Raw genomic sequence first — 17,523 nt, 5'->3', positions numbered from 1 at the left:
CGCCAGCCATGCTTATCACCTCGATCGGCAGGGAGGCACTAGCCGCATCGCCGCCGAAAATCGGATGCTTGAGCGGCTTCGTATACCGCGACGCTAAGAACGGTGACGGTGTTTGTGTTACGCCGGAAGAGAGAGCCGCCGCCAAAACGCAAAACGTCAATGCCAGAAACCACACGACACCGTCGGGCGCTTGCAAGTCGGGTTTCGTCTGGCGCGACGCCTGGGACGGTGATGGCGTTTGCGTCACGCCGGCGGAGCGGGCGGCAGCCAAGGTGCAGAACCAAAAGGATGCAATGCGCAGCCAGTACGCCGGCGTAGCCGTTCCTGTCCAACCAGCTCCCCCGCCAGCCAAACCCAGGCCGCCCAACCCTGTATATCTCTGCAAAAGCGGCTTTGTGTGGCGTGACGCGAAGGATGGCGACGGCATCTGCGTGACGCCAACCGAGCGTGCAATTGCCAAGCAGCAGAATGCCAACGCCGCAAGCAGGACCACGCCATCGGGCGGCTGTAAATCAGGTTTCGTCTGGCGCGACGCCTGGGATGGCGACGGCACTTGCGTGACGCCAGCGGAACGCTCGGCTGCGAAATTGCAGAATATCAAGAGCGCCAGCCGGAGCAACGGTATCGCGGGCGCCGGAACGCCGCCGCCGGTCGCCGAACCCAAACCTTCCAAGCATACGGATGCGGACGGTGATGGGAATAAAACGAATTGCAAAAGCAGTTTTGTTTGGCGGGATCCGCAAAACAACGACTTCATTTGCGTGACTCGAACGGAGCGCGCGCTCACGCAAAAACAGAATGCGGAAGCTGCCCAGCATACGACCGAATCCGGCGGATGCCGGCCCGGCTACGTCTGGCGCGAGGCGTGGGATGGGGACGTGACCTGCGTCACGAAGGGCGAACGGGCGCTCGCCCTGGCGCAAAACGCATTGCAAGGCCTGCGCAGCACGGGCGGTGACGGCGGCATGGAACAGGCCAATTCGCCCTCACGATGCAAACCGGGTTTTGTTCCGAGGAATGCCGGCAAGTCCGATGTCGTTTGCGTGACGCGCGCGGAACGAAAGATTGCGTGGCGGCAAAATGAAAACGGTCCGAATAACGCTACCGCCTCAGGCGGTTGCCGCTCGGGCTACGTCTGGCGTGACGCCTGGGATGGTGACGGTGTTTGCGTGACGCCCACTGAACGTTCCGAAGCGAAAGCTCAAAACGCCCGGGATGCACAGAACGTCGCGAATTGAACGCCGGCCTTACTTCTCTAGCACGCACTTTGCAGGAAACATTTCTACGAACATCTTGCCGTCCGGGGCTTTGCTTTGACCGACGTACTCGATCTTGAAGACGACGAAGGCGTCCTCGCCGCTCGTATCCTCGGGATCGTGGGAAATGCCGAGCCTTATCTGGGCCACGGCATCGACTCCCTGGGGCGATGGCTCAAGTTCTTGCAGGCATGCCGCATGCGCATTGAGATAGTCGTCGGAGGGCGGTTTGGCGGCCTGACCGGCCTTCCTGTCGATGCACGACTCGAGGTCGGCAAGAGCAGGTAGGACGACGTGGGCTTTGGCAACTCCGTCGATCGATTCCCCATGAATGACAGGTTCGATGGTGAGGGGCTTGCGCGTGGCTGGGATGGCAAACTCGCCGAGTACGCCGGACACCGCGAGCGTACCGCGCGTATCACCGGAAAACCTGAAGGTGAGCGGTGCATTCCATTTCGGATTGAATACGTCCGCGCGTTCACACTTGAGATTCACGTCAGCCGCAAGCGTCACATCGGGTGCAATTATTCCGCACACGGCTATCAACCAAGGTGCGAGATCCGCAAATTGCCGGTTTGAGTTCATGATATTCTCATCAGAATAAAAGTGAGAGAAGCATATATCCCTATATGATTTATGAAAGAGCCAACGCGAACGCATATGTTCAGAATTTCGCGCCCGCGACTCAAGCAGACGCCTGCCGGCCTGAAATTTCCCGTTGCAGATGGTTTACGGCTGCGGAATTGGACTTCGACCATCGTGCCTCTTAGAGTCAAGTGCGGTCAAGAAGGGCCAATCGCTACCCTTTCCTAGATGCCCGCAACGTCTCGTCGGAAGCTGCTGCCGCACTACGCACTTTGCCTCGACGCAAGAATGGTCGGCACGGATCTTCAAATCATTCATCCGCAGCGCGCAGAGATCGCTGGCGCCGATGCGGAGCGCTTGCCGCCGATCCACACGGATGCCCACAACGACCACTGCACCGATTGGCTGGATAAATTTCAGGACCGCAGGAACCGGTCACCGATGTGAGAGTTGCGACTGTGGCCCTACGGTGGGCCCGATTGGACGGGGGCACCTGTGTAAACGCGCCTATGAGGTTCCCATGTTTGGCAATCGCATGTGCATCATCGCCCTGTCGGCCGCCTCCGCGATCATCGGTTCCGCTTCAGCAACGGCCGGCCGGTTGGACGGAAACTGGAGTATGGTCGCCGAGACGACCCGCGGTCATTGCGGAGTTATCGCGGTTGGACTCGCAATAAGCGGCAGCCGCATTTCTTCGACCGGTGGATCGTTTGCTTTTTATCCGATCCGGTTGGGCGGCCGCGTTTCGGGCTCCGGACGAGCCAGAATGAAAGCGATTGCAGGCCCCCGCATCGCTCACGGGTCCGGTCGCTTCAGCTACCTTCACGGTAGCGGTACGTGGTCCGGTCGTGGGCCCTCGGGTCTCTGCTCCGGTGTCTGGAGCGCCAATCGCTCGTAGGCCAAAAACGTCGACGGCCGATCAGGACGGCCAGGAACTTTCTCGTTGCTTCGCGATAATTATCGCATGGAGCAGCGACGAGGAGACTTCTTATGGTTTCTGATGGCGCCGCCACACGTCCGATCGCCTTGGAAAAAAATCAGGGTGAGGCCCTTTGGTTCGTCGCTTCGCTGGCGATCATTAAAGCGGCCGGAGAAATGACGAACGGCCGCGTCACGGTGTTCGAGATTCTCGCACCCGAAGGCGCAGGTTCACCGCTCCATGTTCACCACCGCGAGGATGAATGGTTTTATATTCTGGAAGGCGAAATGACATTCTGGGTTGGCGGACGCGTTATCGAAGTGTCGGCAGGATCGTTTATCTATGGACCACGCGATATTCCGCACACTTACATAGTCCGGTCGCCGCAAGCGCTGTATTTGGGGGTTGAGGAGCCTGCCGGCTTCGAGAAGTTCATGCGCGCGGTCGGGCAGCCCGCCAAGACTTTGACTATTCCGCCGCCCTCAACGCACTTGCCTGATCAAAATCTCTTGGCATCCGTAGCGAGTGAATTTGGGATGGAGATTCTGGGCCCGCCAGGTATTCCCACCACGTGAGTCAAACTGGCACGTCAATTGCGGCAGGGATTCAATTTTGAGCCCTTGTGAATCCGGGTCACGGGCATTCTAATTTCGCTACGGGCATTCGAAGTATGGCGGGCAGGCCACGTCCAAGGCGTGCACTAACAGCCAGTGTACCAAGTCTTTCCAGACTTCACGAGCTGCCGCTGTGCGATCGTAACGGCTTCCTCGCGGTTTCTTCCAATCAATTTGCACTCGGGCCGATTAACGTTCGAGTCACGAAAAACGGCCACCGCGCCTCATCAACGCGGTGGCCAATGTACTCTCAACCATTACCGGCAGTGGCGATAGCCGTGGCGCCAATAGCAATCCCGGTCATAGCCACGATAATAGTCACGCTCATAACCGCGATAGTGTCGATGGCGGTAAGTATCCACGTACACGCCGCCGTCGCCTATACCGACTTCTACTGCGGACGCGGCGGTGGCGAGTGGCGCCAAAAGGCCAAGGCTGGCAATCAAAAACAGAGCGGTTTTCTTCATCCTGTTCCTCTCATGGTTTCTCTTGCACCCTCAACGGAAAAACGATGTGGGAACGTTCCGGTTTCATGAACAGGCATTCAGGCACTCGCCCAGGCACGCGCATCATTGGCTGCCGCCGAAGGGTTCGTTCGATGTGGGGTGACTTCCAAATAAAATATCCATCTGAGCGCATGCCGCGCAGCGCTGGTTCGGGGTCGATACCCGCACCGAAGGGTTCTTGCGAGAACGATTTCTTTTTGAAAATCCCAAGGGCCCCGCAGGAGAGGCAGGTTTGCACTGCTCCTGTCGCGCGTCACCGCGTTCAGCATCTCCTCCGAGTTACTGAACAAGTAGACCTCCGTGGCGTCATCAGTCAGATCATCCATGGCCGCGCAACGCCGCACGAATTTCAGAAGTTCCGCACTCAACATTTCTTACGCATCCGTCGCGGGATTGTGATCCGTTGCGGCCTGCATAATTGCGCAGTTCGCCGCAAGCTTTGGAACCACACACGGGTAATGCCGTAGACCCCATAAATCCTCAAGAAAGGGAGGTTCATATGATGATGAAACTCACAAAGGCAGCTCTGGCAGCGAGTGCATTGGCTTTATCCATGGGCGCATCATTTGCCGTCGCGGACACCTTGTCATCGAGCGCACCGCAGTTGAATACTGAACCGGGAAGCCACGGAAAGACGTCAGACCGGACGCCTGGGAATCCCGCCCCCAACCGCACGCCGAATGCAAGCTCCACCGGCAACACCGGTACGGACGCCGGCCAGACACACGAAGGCACCTCGACCCGAACTCCAAACAAATGAATCTGCTCTATGCCGATTTTTGAAACACCAGGATAAGGAAAGACGACCATGCCTCACGCACAGATCCGCACCAAGCCTATCAGGGACGGCGGCGTAAGCGTGCTCAGCGGCAAGGATAAAATCATGGGACTGCCGAAGTCGCGAGCGAAGAAGTCGGCGGCAACGGAGACGAAGAGCTGCAAGAGCGTGCTTGACGGCCCCGAATGCATCCAAGGACAACCGGGCAGCAAAAGGCGACGCGCAGCTTCCTGAGATGGCGCCCGTTGATGTCATCAGTCAGAGAGGAGAGCACACAATGCAGGTTCGAGAGGTCATGACCCAGGACGTTCCGCTCATAAGTCCATTCGACACGATCGGCGAAGCGGCGAAACTTATGTACAAGCTCGACGCCGGTTGTCTGCCTGTCGCGGAGGACGACAGGTTGGTGGGGATCATCACCGACCGGGACATTGCTGTGCGCGCCATCGCGGCGGGGCGCGGTCCCGAAACTCCGGTCGGGGCGGTCATGTCGAACGGCGTCTGCTATTGTTTTGAGGACCAGGACCTCGACGAGATCGCGGCCAACATGGCCGACATCCAAGTGCGGCGATTGCCGGTGATGGACCGCGACAAGAGGCTGGTCGGCATCCTTTCGCTCGGCGACATCGCAGCCAGCCGCGACGTCGGCGGCGTAGCGTTGTCGGGCATCGTGGTGCCCAGCTCCCAGCACAACCAAAGCGACGCGGGGGGACTGTACTACACATTGTAATGGACACCCACCTCCAACGAGGCCGGATGCCAATCAAAGCCCGGCCATTGAAAAGGCTCGAGGTCACGCGTCGGGCCTTTTTGTAGCCCGATGGGCAAAATTTTCCTCTGATCGCCTGCTCCGCAAAGACGCGGAGCGATCTGATTATTGTGTGGGCAGACGTGCGGCGATATCGGCGAATCCTTTGCGCCAAGAGGGGTGGGCGGGCTCCCAAAGGAGTTCTGTTCTCGCTTTGGCATTCGAGCCCGCCCGAACCTCGGTCATCATTGCCACCACATGATCTCCGGCGAGGAAGCGTGCGATCCAGGCCGGAAGGCGCAGCGGCCGCTTGGCGCCGAGCAGGCGCGCGAGTTCGGGAAGCCACTCTCTAACCTGAGCGGGCTCGTCGTCCACGATGTTGTAGATATTTCCTGCCTCGCCGCGCTCGATCGCCCGAACCGTGGCGGCGGCCGCATCATCCACATGCACAAACGACCACCACCCGGCTCCATCGCCGATCAGCGGCACGCGGCGCCGACGAATTTGCTCCACCATGGCGGGTTCGAACACGCCGGTGGCCGGTCCGTAGAACGTGCCGTAGCGCAGAACAATCCCCTCAGGCGACGAAGACGTGATCGTGCTCTGCTCCAAATGATAGATGGCGTCGAACGACGGACGCAGTTCCGCCGGCGGATCGATATCCAATTTGTCCTTTTCGGTTTTGATGGGGGCGCCAGTGCGCGCATAAGGCCATCCGCAGAAGCTCTGGGCGACGAGACGCTTGACGCCAGCCCTGCGCGCCGCAGCGAGCAGGACATCGGTTCCATGCGTCCGCAACAGGTTGCTTTTCGCGAAACTGCGGTCGAAGTGCCGGAGATCGGTGACGCCGCTGAGATCGGTCATCTCGTGCACGATGACGTCCGGCCTGATGGCGTCCACCGCGGCTTGGACCTGCGCCGCCTCTAGGCCGTTGGCCAAAACCGGCTCTGCGCCAAGGCGCCGAATGATATCCTTCTTGGCGGCGGTATGCGTAACTCCCGCCACGGTGTAGCCTGCTGCGACAAGCGCCGACACCAGCGGCCTGCCTACCGCGCCTGTAGCGCCGGCAACGAGAACGCGCATGGTCTGCTTTTGCATTTTTCATCGTCGGTTGGAGAACTGACAAATGAACGTTCCCGCTTCGATCTGGTTTCTCACCGTCAGGGGCAACCGGGTAGGATCGGGAGGTTCCAGGTTGGCCCCCCGCAAAAATGCAAGCGGGCGTGTCGCGCTGGCTATGAACCTAAGCGACGCGCTTGCCGCGGCTGGTTAGTGCGTCCTTCAAGGCAGCATGTGCGGACTGTAATTTCTTGCTCATGTCGCCAAGGCTGACGGACGTGGCGAGGGCGCTGACGATGATGCGGTCGGCCTGGGCAAGTTTTTCTTCGAGATCGGCGATCCGCGCTTGCATCTCTTCGATGGAGCCTCGCTTTGCCGAAGGGGTCTGCTAGACGTGACGCTACTCATGGAATCCAACATAGATCCGCTGGTTGTTCAGAAAACCGGACTCAGAGGACTGGGGTTCCCAAGTCCTGTCTCGAACGGCAATTGAATTGAGGCTTAAGGACCTCCGATCATGCCCGCAGAACGACGCGCGACATTGGTTTACGATGGTGACTGCGGGATCTGTCGTTATTGGGTCGACTACTGGAAGCAGCAGACCGGCGACCGCGTCGTCTACCGGCCTTACCAAGAGGCGGCCGGGGATTTTCCCGCCATCCCACGGCAACGCTTCGCGCGCGCCATTCAACTCATTGAACCCGACGGCACGATCTACGCGGCCGCGGCAGCAACCTACAGAACCTTGCGTCACGCGCCGGGGCGCACCGCCTGGTGGTGGATGTACGAACGGGCCCCGGGATTTGCCGCCGTGAGCGAATGGGCCTACGCGTTCCTGGTACGGCACAGAGGACTGCTTGCCCGGCTTTCTTATATCTTGTGGGGAGCACACCTGGAGCGCGAACGCTATGAGCTCGTCTCATGGCTGTTCCTGCGGTTGCTCGGCGCCATTTACGTCATCGCGTTCGCTTCCCTAGTGGTGCAAATCCTGGGATTGGTCGGGGAGGGTGGCATTCTTCCCGCTGGCGAATATCTGAATGCGGCGCGCCAGGGATGGGGCGTGTCGGCTTATTGGCGAATGCCGACGCTCTTCTGGCTGAGTGCCAACGATGCCGTGCTTATAGCGGCGACCGGTCTCGGCATTCTTCTGGGTCTTCTCGTCGTGTTCAGGATATGGACCCGTGCAGCGCTGGTCGGCCTATTCGTTCTTTACCTGTCGTGCGTCTACGCCGGCCAGATCTTCATGAGCTACCAGTGGGATTTGCTGTTGCTCGAATCTGGCTTCCTGGCAATTTTCCTGACGGCGGGTTCGCGCATCGTCGTCTGGCTCTACCGCTGGCTCATCTTCCGCTATCTTTTCATGTCCGGAATTGTGAAAGCAGTCTCCGCGCAGCCGACGTGGCATGATCTCACGGCGCTCAAGTACTATTTCATGTCCCAGCCTCTGCCGACGCCGCTGGCGTGGTACGCCGCTCAGCTGCCGCCCTGGATGCTCGCGGCCGGGACCGCGGCGACACTCGTCATTGAGCTCATTCTCGTGTTTCTGATCTTTTTGCCGCGCAGGCTGCGTGCTTTGGCAGCTTTGTGCATTCTGACATTTCAAGTCCTGATCTTGCTCACGGGCAACTACGGATTTTTCAACCTGCTGACGATTGCACTTTGCGTTTTTCTGTTCGATGACGCCGCGATCCGACACGCTATTCCTCAAAAGCTGAGCCTATGGGTCCAAAATCGTGCGCCGCGGCCGGGCAACGCCGCGACGGCCTGCGCGCTCATACTGACGCTATTGGTCGTTCCGGTTAGTGTCGACCGCGTCGTGCAGGCACTCGCATTGCCAAGTCTGCCCGTTGTGGGTGCCTTAACCCGAGCGATTTCGCCATGGCTCGTCGTCAATGCCTATGGGCCGTTCGCAACGACGACGATGAACCGACCGGAGATCATTATCGAGGGGTCGGACGACGGTCAGAGCTGGCGCGAGTACGACTTCCGCTACAAGCCCGGACCGGTCGATCGGCGGCCGTCGTGGAATATCCCGCATCAGCCGCGGCTTGATTGGCAAATGTGGTTCGCGGCCTACGGCAGCTTTGCGCAAAATCCTTGGTTCGAACGGTTGCTTCGACGCCTGCTCGAAGGCAGTGCACCCGTTCTCGGCTTGCTGGGTTCTAACCCGTTTCCCGATCATCCACCCAAACGTGTGCGTGCGCTTCTCTTTGACTATCGATTTGCCGATCCGGCCACGCACGCGCGGACCGGCCAGTGGTGGACCCGCCGACAGGAAGGGCTCTATTTTTCCGAAATAAGTTCGAAATAGTAGGGGGCGTGCTTCGATGGACAATTTGACTAGCTTGTATGTTGTTGGCCGTACTCTCCAGCAACCATGAGAACGTACCCGAGGCGTCAGGTGCACCTAGTTCGAGAAAACCAGCGATAGATGAGGAGAAGAGGTGTTTCAATGTCACCCAAACGGACGTCTTTGCTGCTTGTTGCCGGACTCATGTTTTCTGCTCTCGCACACATCATCCAAACGCCGGCCGCCGAAACGCCTAGCAAGGAGACGGCGGAAGCTCATCAGTCCACGGAGTCGCCATCCACATCCGAGCCGGTCTTGCCGCCAGACGCGGTTACCAGCCAGACCCTCATCCTGAATAAGGGTGGGCAGATAAACTATACGGCCACGGCAGGATCGGTGACATTGACCGATGCCCAGGGCGGCAAGACCGCCGAAATATTCTACGTATCTTATATTCTCTCGGGCACGCCTCCGACCAAAAGGCCAATCACCTTCGTTTTCAATGGTGGTCCTGGCGCGAGTTCAGCCTATCTCCACATGGCAGCCATCGGACCGCGTGTGCTCGATTTCGGCAATGGCCGCTCAGCTATTACGCCGGATGGGAAAGCCATCAGCAATCCTGATTCATGGCTTTCGTTTACCGATCTCGTGTTCGTGGATCCGGTGGGAACCGGCTACAGTCGCGCGAAGAATTCGGTCAAGGACGTCGGAAAGGCGTTCTGGGGCGTTAACGAAGATCTCGATGCGCTTGGCAAGAGCGTCTGGCTCATATTAGCTAAGCACGACCGCATCGGCTCGCCCGTTTATCTGGCTGGTGAAAGCTACGGGGGATTTCGGACGGCGAAGCTGATCAAGCACCTTCCTGCCGACCAAGGCATCGCGGTAACGGGCGCCACGCTGATTTCTCCAGTGTTGAAATTCTCGCTTTTGGACGACGACGATTTCAACCCTCTGACCTGGGCATTCCGTCTGCCGTCTTATGCCGCCGTCGCCCTGGAGTCACGTGACAAGCTAAGCCCGGAAGCGCTTCAAAGTGTAGAGCAGTTCGCGCTCGGCGAGTATCTTACGACGCTTGCGGCAACTCCCCCCGACACTAGCAAGAACTCTTCCATATATGCCGCCGTTGCTAAGACCATCGGGCTGCCGGAGTCGTTAGTTGCGAGGTGGAATGGGCGCGTGCCTGTGAGCGTTTTCACTAAGGAAATTCATCATGAGACGGGCGACGTCGCGAGTCCCTATGATGGGTCCGTCGATGGCGCCGATCCTTACCCGTCAGCGCCGAAAACCCGCGACACCGATCCGATCTTTGAGAATATCATTGCGCCGCTAACGACGAGCTTTGTCGCCTACCTGCGCGACGAATTGAAGTTCAAGACGGAACGACCGTACGCTCTCCTCAACAGAGAGGTGAGTCGAAAATGGAACTGGGAACGGGACGATCCTTCAGAAGCGGTTGGCGCCGACGATGATCTTCGCGAGGGATTAGCGCTCAACCCGAACCTAAAGATAGCGGTCGTGCATGGCATGACCGATCTCGTAACGCCCTACATGACGAGCCGCTATGTGATAACTCGCCTCCCGATCCAACTCACGCAGGGCAGGCTGTCACTCGATCTACTTCCTGGCGGCCATATGATGTACCTCCGCCCGGACTCACGGGCCGCACTCGCTAGAAGTGCCCAGAGTATCTATCCGCATGGAGAGTAAGGGCCTCGGATTACGGCCGCCCTTCCATCGACTTTGACTGGTCTTCGTCAATCAGCGGACGTAGTTGGGACAGCATCTTGGTTGCCGACCATATGGCGGCGGACTTCTGCTGGTGGGATAATGCAGCAATTATCTGGGAATGGTTGCCGCGAAATGCCAAGGCATCAATAAATGCCAGGGTGTCTTCCGGGAAATTGCATGAACGCGTGTCAGCACTCGGCCAGAAGCACATCGAGATCGGCAGTCGAGCGCACGCCGATGTCATTGCTGTGCGCGGTAAGAAATTCATTGGCGCTCTTTCGGCCCTGCTCTTTCAACATAGAAACAAATGCCCACTCGGCGTTGAGCTTTGAGGACGCGCCCAGATGTGCGAGCATGTCGGTCAGAATCCGGTGCATCCGCATCCTTGCCCAGCGAGCGCCTTCGCCATTGCCTGGATCGGCAACCTGACGCAAAACGGCGATCATGCGCAGTTCTTTCATTAAGGGAGAATTGAACGAGATCTCATTGAGTCGGTTGAGAATGTCGTTTGCGGTGCGCGGCGTTTCGGCCCGTTCTCTGGGGTTGATCTGCACGAGGATGGTATCGTTTGCATCGCTTTCGCGAACAAGTGGAGTTATCGTCGGATTGCCGGCATAGCCGCCATCCCAGTAGGGCTCGCCGTCGATTTCGATGGCCTGGAAGAGCGTCGGGAGGCAGGCCGAAGCGAGTAGCACATCGGCGGTAATTTGAGCGTTTCGAAATATGCGCCCGCGGCCCGTCCGCACGTTAGTCGCCGTCACGAACAACTTGATCGGAGAGTTTGGCAGACGCGCGAAGTCAATACATTCGTCAAGAATGGCGCGCAGCGGATTGAGTCCCAACGGGTTGAGATCGTAGGGCGAGAGCACGCGCGACATCAAATCCATCGCCACGTAGGCTGGAGAGGTGTCGAGTGCCCAGCGTCCCATAATGATGTCGAGCGGCGATCGCTGCAGAGGGCTGAATGCCGCCGCTTGTGAAACACGCCGCCAATAGTTGTTGAGTGCCGCGCGCGCACCTTCGGCTCCGCCGGCTGTCCAGCCGTCGGCCAATACGGCGGCATTCATGGCTCCAGCCGACGTCCCCGATATGGCTTCTATTTTGAGCCCAGGTTCTTCGAGTAATCTATCGAGCACGCCCCAGGTGAAGGCGCCATGAGACCCGCCGCCCTGCAAGGCTAGGTCGATCAGAACGACATCGCGATTGAAGGACACGCTGAACCTCTTTGCGTGTGGCGAGCAGACGGGGCCAAGGCTTAACGCTGGTGAAGGGTGAAGACATGCGTTCTGCGCTATGTCTGCATAATCGCAGCACACGATAGCAATCCGCATCGAACATTCAATTAATTATGGATAGCGTTCATTTTTTTCGCCGCGGTTCATGTCCGCGGAGGATGGTCCGAAAGAAGAGCGCCGCAGCAGATATTCGCGCGTAAGAGTTGTCCACCTATTAACTGCTGTACGATGGTCAATTGCGCCGACTTGGAAAAAATGGAACGTATATTGAAACGTATATTGAAATGACGTCATCCGGTAATATGAGAACACACTTCACGCCAGTTTTGGAGATTAGCCCCGTTCTGTGGTTCGGGTGTCCGCCTCTTCTTTTTTTCTAAATTCTTGCCCCTACTGCCAATTTCGATGTGCTTTTGAACCGAGTACTGCGCAATGGGTTTGCTGGGAATACTAGTCGGTCTCGGTCTCTTAATTTGGTTGTCGTATCGCGGCTGGACCATTCTTCTCTTGGCTCCGGCGGCGGCTCTCGTGGCCGCGGCCTTCTCGCGCGAACCGCTCCTTGCCCATTGGACCCAGACGTTTATGGGCAGTGCAGCGCAGTTCCTTGCGCAATTCTTTCCGCTGTTTCTGCTCGGAGCGCTTTTCGGCAAGCTGATGGACGACAGCGGCTCCGTCAGGGCGATATCCCGTTACATGAGCGAACGGATGGGCCCGTCTCATGCCATATTGGCGGTCGTGCTTGCCGGCGCGGCGGTTACGTATGGCGGCGTCAGCCTGTTCGTGGCCTTCTTCGTGTTGGCGCCGATGGCGCAGGAGCTGTTTCGCGCATCCAACATTCCGCGCCGTTTGATGCCCGCCGCGATCGCTCTTGGCACATCGACGTTTACGATGTCGGCGTTGCCTGGGACTCCGGCAATTCAAAACGCTATCCCGATGCCGTTCTTCGGAACCACGCCGTTCGCCGCCCCCATTCTCGGCATCATTGCTTCTGGCATCATGTTGGCGTTCGGCATGTGGTGGCTGAAGCGCAGTCAGGCCGCTGCAGAACGCGCAGGCGAGGGGTACGATGGCGTGCACACGCCTCCGGTGAAGGACGTTGCAGACGACCAGTTCATCCGCGAGCGGGCAACGAGTGCGCGCGAGTTCGATACCGCAGAGCTTCAACACGGTCAGGCAAGTGAGGTGCTTCCACCCGTAGCGCTGGCGGCTCTGCCGTTGGCAACCGTCGTGGGCGTCAATTTTTTGATGGCTATGCTCGTCCTGCCACGGCTCGGCTTTTCCTTTTTGGCGGAGGAAAAGTGGGGATCGACGTCTCTTTCGGCAGTTGCGGGTGTCTGGTCGGTCGTGGTGGCGCTCGCGACCGCAACGGCACTTCTCATCATCCTCAACCGGGAGCGGTTGCCGAATTTGCGCGCAAGCATTGACGCGGGAGCCAATGCGTCGGTCTTGCCTGCAGTCAGCGTTGCAAGCTTGGTGGGGTTCGGCGCCGTCGTTGCCATGCTCCCGGCATTTGCCGTTGTCCGCGACTGGGTGCTGTCGATCGGATCTGGACCCCTCGTTTCCCTCGCAACGGCCACCAACATTTTGGCCGCCCTGACAGGTTCGGCTTCCGGCGGTCTGACGATTGCGCTCGATGCGTTGGCTGAAACTTATATGCGTCTCGCGTCGGAAACCGGCATCGATCCATCGCTTTTGCATCGTGTTGCGGTCATCAGCGCAGGCACGCTCGATAGTCTCCCGCACAATGGTGCCGTGGTGACGCTGCTTGCCGTATGCGGCACAAACCATCGCGAAAGCTATCGCGACCTCGCAATAGTTGCGATCGTCGGCGCGGTCGTTGCGCTGGTAGCCGTCATTATCCTGGGTTCGCTTTTTGGCTCGTTCTGAGGAGGCGCGACAACCAACGATCAATCCAAGTTTCTGAAAGCGCGTTCAATCCCGAAATTTCCGGTCGTCGCAAAGCAGCAATTTCCGTTTCCACTTTGTCGCAGTCTGCTCGCACCCCGTTGATGCGGCACTATAATCATGTATGTAATATGATTGTTTATGTTGGATGCCCGCGCTCGAAGGATATTTTCTCATGCGGACAATCACGATTTTCTCGTCGCTATGTCTCGCCGTTTCCGTCGCGGCCTGTGGCGTGATGTGGGGTCTTGGTGTCTTTTCTGGCGTCAGCGTAGGCGCCGCTATCGGCACGATAATCGGTATCTTGCTGGCAACGTCGATCGGAACAGCCCTGATGGCGCTAGCGCTCTACAGCGACCAGAGCGGGCATGACGAAGTGATCTTCCGCGTCGAGAAAGAACCTGAGTCTAGGCAAAATTCCTGATGACCGCGTGAAGTCGGTCTTCTCGTTAAGCCGAGCTGGCGAATGCGACAATGCTTGGTGGGAATTCAGCGAACTGCTGAATGCGGCTGGATGGATGCCGATCGTGTTACCGGTATGACCGCGATCCGCATCCGCAGCATTCTCTCGCCGTAATGGTTGCTGCGCGTGGAGATCAACGTCCTGCCTACCTGGATTTGATCGGTCTCATCCGAGGTCCACCGCTGCTATCGCGCTTTCCTTAGCCGAGGTCAATCTCGTCCTCGATAACGTGGTTGAGGTTGGTCCCTTCGGCCGTGAGAACCATTTTTAGCCGGAGCTTGCCCGTACCTTCGAGGTGACGTTCGCGAACGATACGTTCGACTTCCTGCTGCGATGTGACACCGACGTGTTTCAAAAATTTGCGCAGCGACAGATTGAATTTTTCATTTTCCATGGTGGCTCACCAGCGTCCATTTGCGTCGAAGCGGATAGAGCTGTTCGTTGATTGCGAGAATTCAAGATGAAGCCCCGCTGCGCGCTTTGCATCAAACGGGGCTGTTGTCTTGGATGACCAGTCCAGATTAGCTGGACTTCTAGGGCGAGGCTCTGAAATCCGGATCCTGGATCTCTCCCTCGCATGAAGCTGCCAATTTTTGATACGATTTCGACTCCGTCGGCTTGATCAGATCGCTAGCTCGCCACAGAGCCGGGACCTAGCGCTAAGGCGTGGTCCAAGGTGACTCTCGGGTGGTGTCATCCTTCCTCCACTCGCTGTTAAGCCATGTGACGCCAATCCTCTCAACCAATGGTACTTTCCAGTATGCGCTACATGCTTATCTGGAAGCGACGGCACCACAATGGCTGAGCTTGCTCCGATAAATCTCGATGTCAAGGGTACTCACTCGCTGCATCGCACATTGCCATCGAAAATTCTTAGAGCCGATGGTGGTGCTTCTGCTTCGTGATCGTTAAAATTTTACCGATGAATTTTCAAAACCGGATGATTTGAGAATTGCGCTGATGATGGCGCAAGGAGCGCCCTTGCGTCCCGATGGTGAGGCAAGCCGTCCTATCCAAAAAACGATTTTTGCGGATCAAAATGCGGTAAGAATAATCGCTTAATGGGGGTGCTATGACGTGCCCAACGGTTGAAGTTACGGGTAGGAAGGTCTTTCTCGTAAGCGGCTACGATATGCATCTCGAGATGCGTTTATCGAAACACCGCGCCGGTCATGAGGGTTTAACTGACCGGCAGGCGGTGTGCAGCACCTGTAATGCCTCGGTCGAGATTGAAGCTTTGCAAGAGCTGCAGCGATCGGCCAAGAAAAATCCGGATGCCGTTGCCTTCGGCTACGTCATGGGAAAATGGATTCCAGCAGCCTAGCCAGGGGCGGGGCCGACAAAGCGAATTTTCCGCGCTCATTGAACCAGCGGCGAGGCGTTGGCCGCAAGATCTACGCCTTGCACCTCTGCGCGCCCTGCCAATACGCTCACGTACTGCCGCAACGCCCTTTCTTCGACCCTAGAACGCAGACGCTCGGCAATCTGCTCGTGCACCAGCTCGAACGGCACCTTTTCGCCCGGTATCAGCTTATCGACAGCGACGATGTGAAATCCATAGCGGGTTTTGACAAGCGCTCCCAAGATGCCGGAAGCTCCGAATTGGAACAGGGCTTTTTCGAATTCTGGCACGGTGTCGCCGCGGGCGAGCTGGCCAAGATTGCCGCCATGTTGTCCTGATGGACAGTTCGATAATTCGCGCGCCAGCTCTTCGAAGCGATCAGGTTCACGTAGCAAATCGTTCAACGTTTTTTCAGCGCGCGCGCGGATTTCCGGAACATTTACCTGCGTCGTTACCTGGAACAGGATATGTCGCGCATAGACTAGATCGCCGCTGTCGAACTCGGTGGGGTTCTGCTCGTAGTAGCGGCGGCACTCCGCCTCCGTCGCGACAGGCGTCGTCACCTCTTTGTCGAGGAGGGTCTCGATCGCCTCCTCGACTGTCGCGTTGTCGTCGGTTGCCGCATCGAGCAAACCAAGATCGATGGCTCGCTGCCTGAGAAGCTCGCGTGCGGCCGCCATTTCCGCCGAAGAATCGCGATCGACTGTCACGGCTATACCGTTGACCGATAAAATCATGACCGCACCGGCTCCTCGGCCCGGGTCTTCGGGGTGCGCACGATCTGATAAGGCCGGAAAAGATAGGCGAGAGCGCCGGCGCCGCTCCAGATATGGATCATGCGCGTGAACGGTGAGACGAGGAACAGCGTGAAGCCGAGCAGGATATGAAGTTTGTAGGTTAGCGGCACCCCGACCATCAGCGCTGCTGCGCCACCGTCGAGAGTGACGATACCCTTGACGTAGCTCGATAACGTTTCGAAGAGTTCGCCGTCCATGTGGTAGGCCGACAATGGCACCGTGAGCAGTCCAAGCGCGAGCTGCAACCACAGCATAAAGGTGATGGTGATATCCCACTTGCGACTGTTGAGCCGGATGCGCGGATCCGTGAGCCGTCGGTGGATGAGAATCGTCAGACCAATGATTGCAATGGTGCCGGCAATGCCTCCCACCACCATGGCAAGAAGTTGGTGTGCAGCCGGCGACAGCGCCCAGTCGACGGCCCAGTGCGGCGCGAGAAAGCCAGCGAAGTGGCCGAGGATCACGACGATGACGCCGTAATGGAAGAGGTTGGAACCGAGCCGAAGCTCGCGCTTCCGCAGCGTCTGCGATGAGTCGCTCTTCCAGGTGTATGGCTCGCGATCGAAGCGGATAAGGCTTCCGATCAGCAGCACCACGAGGCAGATGTAGGGGTACACTCCGAACAGCAGCGTATTGACGTATGCGTTGGAGAGCATGGCAATCTCCTTTTCGATCATCCAGCTTGCCGAGGTTCGGCGTCGGCGAAAGCAGGTTTCTCGGCCCAATCCTCATCGAGTTTTTCGATCCGTTCGTGGACCGGCGGAATCTTGGTGGCGTCAATGGGTTCATTGCCGGCCAGGACCAGTAACGCCTGCATAACGGCGGCGTAGCGGCTGCGTCGCGCCACCAGCGAGCGACCGATGGCGGTAAGGATATGTGCGCAGTCGGCCAGCATGTCGCGCGCCTCTGCTATATCCCTGTGGCTGAGATATTCGAGCACGACCGGCAGATAGTCGGGGAGCTCTCGCGCCGCGAGGTCGAAGCCGCCAGCGGCATAAAGCTGCTTCAGTTCGACCATAGCCTCGCCGCGATCGCGACCGTCCCCATGCAAGTGCTCAAAAAGGTGCAACGAGAGCGCTCGGCCGCGATCGAAAAGATCTACATAGCGTTCCTCCGCCGCGAGAAGGTTGCCCTCGCCTATCTCGTCGACCAGGCTGAGAAGTTCACTGCGCTCACTTGGCGCGATGAGCGGTGACGCGGCGATGACGGCTGCGATTTCGGGCAGCGCGTCGCGCAGCTCGGCGGTCGGGTAGGAGAGGAGGGCGCTCAGCGCCTTGAACACAAGCATGATCAACTCC

At 58.2% G+C, this 17,523-nt stretch carries 21 protein-coding genes; 11 read left to right on the top strand and 10 right to left on the bottom strand.

Features of this window, described 5'->3' with window-relative positions:
- Window positions 1–68: 68 nt before the first annotated feature.
- Entirely contained in the window at window positions 69–1,238 is a 1,170-nt protein-coding gene (locus HYPDE_RS18480) for a hypothetical protein (protein ID WP_187290820.1), read from the top strand.
- Window positions 1,239–1,247: 9 nt separating this feature from the next.
- On the opposite strand, the gene HYPDE_RS10150 is transcribed toward HYPDE_RS18480, so the two are convergent.
- Entirely contained in the window at window positions 1,248–1,841 is a 594-nt protein-coding gene (locus HYPDE_RS10150) for a hypothetical protein (RefSeq protein ID WP_015598350.1), read from the bottom strand.
- A 288-nt stretch (window positions 1,842–2,129) separates the two neighbouring features.
- Here HYPDE_RS10150 and HYPDE_RS19350 point away from each other — a divergent pair, with 288 nt between their 5' ends.
- The 3 genes from HYPDE_RS19350 to HYPDE_RS10135 all read left to right on the top strand — a co-directional run bounded on the left by HYPDE_RS19350 (window position 2,130) and on the right by HYPDE_RS10135 (window position 3,335).
- On the top strand, window positions 2,130–2,288 hold the full coding sequence (locus HYPDE_RS19350) for a hypothetical protein (RefSeq protein ID WP_187290819.1): 159 nt from the start codon (window positions 2,130–2,132) through the stop codon (window positions 2,286–2,288).
- 73 nt (window positions 2,289–2,361) lie between these two features.
- Window positions 2,362–2,739, top strand: a complete 378-nt coding sequence (locus HYPDE_RS10140; RefSeq protein ID WP_015598348.1) for a hypothetical protein — start codon at window positions 2,362–2,364, stop codon at window positions 2,737–2,739.
- Between the two features lie 92 nt (window positions 2,740–2,831).
- Complete coding sequence (locus HYPDE_RS10135; RefSeq protein WP_015598347.1) at window positions 2,832–3,335, top strand: quercetin 2,3-dioxygenase; 504 nt, start codon at window positions 2,832–2,834, stop codon at window positions 3,333–3,335.
- A 296-nt stretch (window positions 3,336–3,631) separates the two neighbouring features.
- Here HYPDE_RS10135 and HYPDE_RS19110 read toward each other — a convergent pair whose 3' ends face one another.
- Together HYPDE_RS19110 and HYPDE_RS10125 are read right to left on the bottom strand one after the other, a co-directional pair.
- Entirely contained in the window at window positions 3,632–3,841 is a 210-nt protein-coding gene (locus tag HYPDE_RS19110) for a hypothetical protein (protein WP_015598346.1), read from the bottom strand.
- A gap of 534 nt (window positions 3,842–4,375) precedes the next feature.
- The gene (locus tag HYPDE_RS10125) at window positions 4,376–4,690 is read right to left on the bottom strand and encodes a hypothetical protein (protein ID WP_015598344.1); all 315 of its coding nucleotides are present in this window, start codon (window positions 4,688–4,690) and stop codon (window positions 4,376–4,378) included.
- Here HYPDE_RS10125 and HYPDE_RS10120 point away from each other — a divergent pair.
- Both HYPDE_RS10120 and HYPDE_RS10115 read left to right on the top strand, forming a co-directional pair.
- Window positions 4,689–4,892, top strand: coding sequence for a hypothetical protein (locus tag HYPDE_RS10120; protein WP_015598343.1), 204 nt, complete (start codon window positions 4,689–4,691; stop codon window positions 4,890–4,892). The two genes, HYPDE_RS10125 and HYPDE_RS10120, sit on opposite strands and share 2 nt — an antisense overlap.
- 43 nt (window positions 4,893–4,935) lie before the next feature.
- Entirely contained in the window at window positions 4,936–5,388 is a 453-nt protein-coding gene (locus tag HYPDE_RS10115) for a CBS domain-containing protein (protein WP_015598342.1), read from the top strand.
- Window positions 5,389–5,532: 144 nt separating this feature from the next.
- On the opposite strand, the gene HYPDE_RS10110 is transcribed toward HYPDE_RS10115, so the two are convergent.
- Window positions 5,533–6,504, bottom strand: a complete 972-nt coding sequence (locus HYPDE_RS10110) for an NAD-dependent epimerase/dehydratase family protein (RefSeq protein WP_015596591.1) — start codon at window positions 6,502–6,504, stop codon at window positions 5,533–5,535.
- Between the two features lie 145 nt (window positions 6,505–6,649).
- Window positions 6,650–6,817 (bottom strand): hypothetical protein, encoded by a 168-nt coding sequence (locus HYPDE_RS19345; protein ID WP_187290818.1) that lies wholly within the window; start codon window positions 6,815–6,817, stop codon window positions 6,650–6,652.
- 165 nt (window positions 6,818–6,982) lie between these two features.
- On the opposite strand from HYPDE_RS19345, the gene HYPDE_RS10105 reads away from it, so the two are divergent.
- A complete protein-coding gene (locus HYPDE_RS10105; RefSeq protein WP_015598341.1) occupies window positions 6,983–8,776 on the top strand; it encodes a lipase maturation factor family protein in 1,794 nt (597 codons plus the stop codon).
- A gap of 141 nt (window positions 8,777–8,917) precedes the next feature.
- Complete coding sequence (locus tag HYPDE_RS10100) at window positions 8,918–10,462, top strand: S10 family peptidase (protein WP_015598340.1); 1,545 nt, start codon at window positions 8,918–8,920, stop codon at window positions 10,460–10,462.
- A gap of 209 nt (window positions 10,463–10,671) precedes the next feature.
- Here HYPDE_RS10100 and HYPDE_RS10090 read toward each other — a convergent pair whose 3' ends face one another.
- Entirely contained in the window at window positions 10,672–11,697 is a 1,026-nt protein-coding gene (locus tag HYPDE_RS10090) for a patatin-like phospholipase family protein (RefSeq protein ID WP_015598339.1), read from the bottom strand.
- Between the two features lie 453 nt (window positions 11,698–12,150).
- Here HYPDE_RS10090 and HYPDE_RS10085 point away from each other — a divergent pair, with 453 nt between their 5' ends.
- Window positions 12,151–13,605 carry a GntP family permease gene (locus HYPDE_RS10085; RefSeq protein ID WP_015598338.1) on the top strand — a complete coding sequence of 485 codons (1,455 nt, stop codon included), beginning with the start codon at window positions 12,151–12,153 and terminating at the stop codon, window positions 13,603–13,605.
- A gap of 193 nt (window positions 13,606–13,798) precedes the next feature.
- Entirely contained in the window at window positions 13,799–14,047 is a 249-nt protein-coding gene (locus HYPDE_RS10080) for a hypothetical protein (protein WP_144061240.1), read from the top strand.
- 238 nt (window positions 14,048–14,285) lie between these two features.
- Here the strand turns inward: HYPDE_RS10080 and HYPDE_RS10075 are convergent, their stop codons facing one another.
- A complete protein-coding gene (locus HYPDE_RS10075) occupies window positions 14,286–14,480 on the bottom strand; it encodes a DUF6494 family protein (protein WP_015598336.1) in 195 nt (64 codons plus the stop codon).
- A 738-nt stretch (window positions 14,481–15,218) separates the two neighbouring features.
- Between HYPDE_RS10075 and HYPDE_RS10070 the strand changes: the two genes are divergently transcribed.
- A complete protein-coding gene (locus HYPDE_RS10070; RefSeq protein WP_144061239.1) occupies window positions 15,219–15,410 on the top strand; it encodes a hypothetical protein in 192 nt (63 codons plus the stop codon).
- Window positions 15,411–15,445: 35 nt separating this feature from the next.
- Here the strand turns inward: HYPDE_RS10070 and HYPDE_RS10065 are convergent, their stop codons facing one another.
- The 3 genes from HYPDE_RS10065 to narJ are packed head-to-tail and all read right to left on the bottom strand — an operon-like array spanning window position 15,446 to window position 17,513.
- The gene (locus HYPDE_RS10065; RefSeq protein WP_015598334.1) at window positions 15,446–16,165 is read right to left on the bottom strand and encodes a peptidylprolyl isomerase; all 720 of its coding nucleotides are present in this window, start codon (window positions 16,163–16,165) and stop codon (window positions 15,446–15,448) included.
- Window positions 16,162–16,881 carry a respiratory nitrate reductase subunit gamma gene (gene narI / locus HYPDE_RS10060; RefSeq protein WP_041321112.1) on the bottom strand — a complete coding sequence of 240 codons (720 nt, stop codon included), beginning with the start codon at window positions 16,879–16,881 and terminating at the stop codon, window positions 16,162–16,164. The genes HYPDE_RS10065 and narI overlap by 4 nt, the downstream gene beginning before the upstream one ends.
- Window positions 16,882–16,898: 17 nt before the next feature.
- A complete protein-coding gene (narJ, locus tag HYPDE_RS10055) occupies window positions 16,899–17,513 on the bottom strand; it encodes a nitrate reductase molybdenum cofactor assembly chaperone (protein ID WP_041320310.1) in 615 nt (204 codons plus the stop codon).
- Window positions 17,514–17,523 lie beyond the last annotated feature (10 nt).

The organism is Hyphomicrobium denitrificans 1NES1, assembly GCF_000230975.2.
GTDB lineage: Bacteria > Pseudomonadota > Alphaproteobacteria > Rhizobiales > Hyphomicrobiaceae > Hyphomicrobium_B > Hyphomicrobium_B denitrificans_A.
This window is presented reverse-complemented; position numbering and strand designations above follow the sequence as displayed.

Excerpts from the sequence above, each read along its gene's own strand:
- HYPDE_RS10150 (WP_015598350.1), bottom strand. The coding sequence starts at position 1,841 with ATGAACTCAAACCGGCAATTTGCGGATCTCGCACCTTGGTTGATAGCC.
- HYPDE_RS19350 (WP_187290819.1), top strand. The coding sequence starts at position 2,130 with ATGGTCGGCACGGATCTTCAAATCATTCATCCGCAGCGCGCAGAGATC.
- HYPDE_RS10140 (WP_015598348.1), top strand. The coding sequence starts at position 2,362 with ATGTTTGGCAATCGCATGTGCATCATCGCCCTGTCGGCCGCCTCCGCG.
- HYPDE_RS10135 (WP_015598347.1), top strand. The coding sequence starts at position 2,832 with ATGGTTTCTGATGGCGCCGCCACACGTCCGATCGCCTTGGAAAAAAAT.
- HYPDE_RS19110 (WP_015598346.1), bottom strand. The coding sequence starts at position 3,841 with ATGAAGAAAACCGCTCTGTTTTTGATTGCCAGCCTTGGCCTTTTGGCG.
- HYPDE_RS10120 (WP_015598343.1), top strand. The coding sequence starts at position 4,689 with ATGCCTCACGCACAGATCCGCACCAAGCCTATCAGGGACGGCGGCGTA.
- HYPDE_RS10125 (WP_015598344.1), bottom strand. The coding sequence starts at position 4,690 with ATGGTCGTCTTTCCTTATCCTGGTGTTTCAAAAATCGGCATAGAGCAG.
- HYPDE_RS10115 (WP_015598342.1), top strand. The coding sequence starts at position 4,936 with ATGCAGGTTCGAGAGGTCATGACCCAGGACGTTCCGCTCATAAGTCCA.
- HYPDE_RS10110 (WP_015596591.1), bottom strand. The coding sequence starts at position 6,504 with ATGCAAAAGCAGACCATGCGCGTTCTCGTTGCCGGCGCTACAGGCGCG.
- HYPDE_RS19345 (WP_187290818.1), bottom strand. The coding sequence starts at position 6,817 with ATGCAAGCGCGGATCGCCGATCTCGAAGAAAAACTTGCCCAGGCCGAC.
- HYPDE_RS10105 (WP_015598341.1), top strand. The coding sequence starts at position 6,983 with ATGCCCGCAGAACGACGCGCGACATTGGTTTACGATGGTGACTGCGGG.
- HYPDE_RS10100 (WP_015598340.1), top strand. The coding sequence starts at position 8,918 with ATGTCACCCAAACGGACGTCTTTGCTGCTTGTTGCCGGACTCATGTTT.
- HYPDE_RS10085 (WP_015598338.1), top strand. The coding sequence starts at position 12,151 with ATGGGTTTGCTGGGAATACTAGTCGGTCTCGGTCTCTTAATTTGGTTG.
- HYPDE_RS10080 (WP_144061240.1), top strand. The coding sequence starts at position 13,799 with ATGCGGACAATCACGATTTTCTCGTCGCTATGTCTCGCCGTTTCCGTC.
- HYPDE_RS10075 (WP_015598336.1), bottom strand. The coding sequence starts at position 14,480 with ATGGAAAATGAAAAATTCAATCTGTCGCTGCGCAAATTTTTGAAACAC.
- HYPDE_RS10070 (WP_144061239.1), top strand. The coding sequence starts at position 15,219 with ATGCATCTCGAGATGCGTTTATCGAAACACCGCGCCGGTCATGAGGGT.
- HYPDE_RS10065 (WP_015598334.1), bottom strand. The coding sequence starts at position 16,165 with ATGATTTTATCGGTCAACGGTATAGCCGTGACAGTCGATCGCGATTCT.
- narI (WP_041321112.1), bottom strand. The coding sequence starts at position 16,881 with ATGCTCTCCAACGCATACGTCAATACGCTGCTGTTCGGAGTGTACCCC.
- narJ (WP_041320310.1), bottom strand. The coding sequence starts at position 17,513 with ATGCTTGTGTTCAAGGCGCTGAGCGCCCTCCTCTCCTACCCGACCGCC.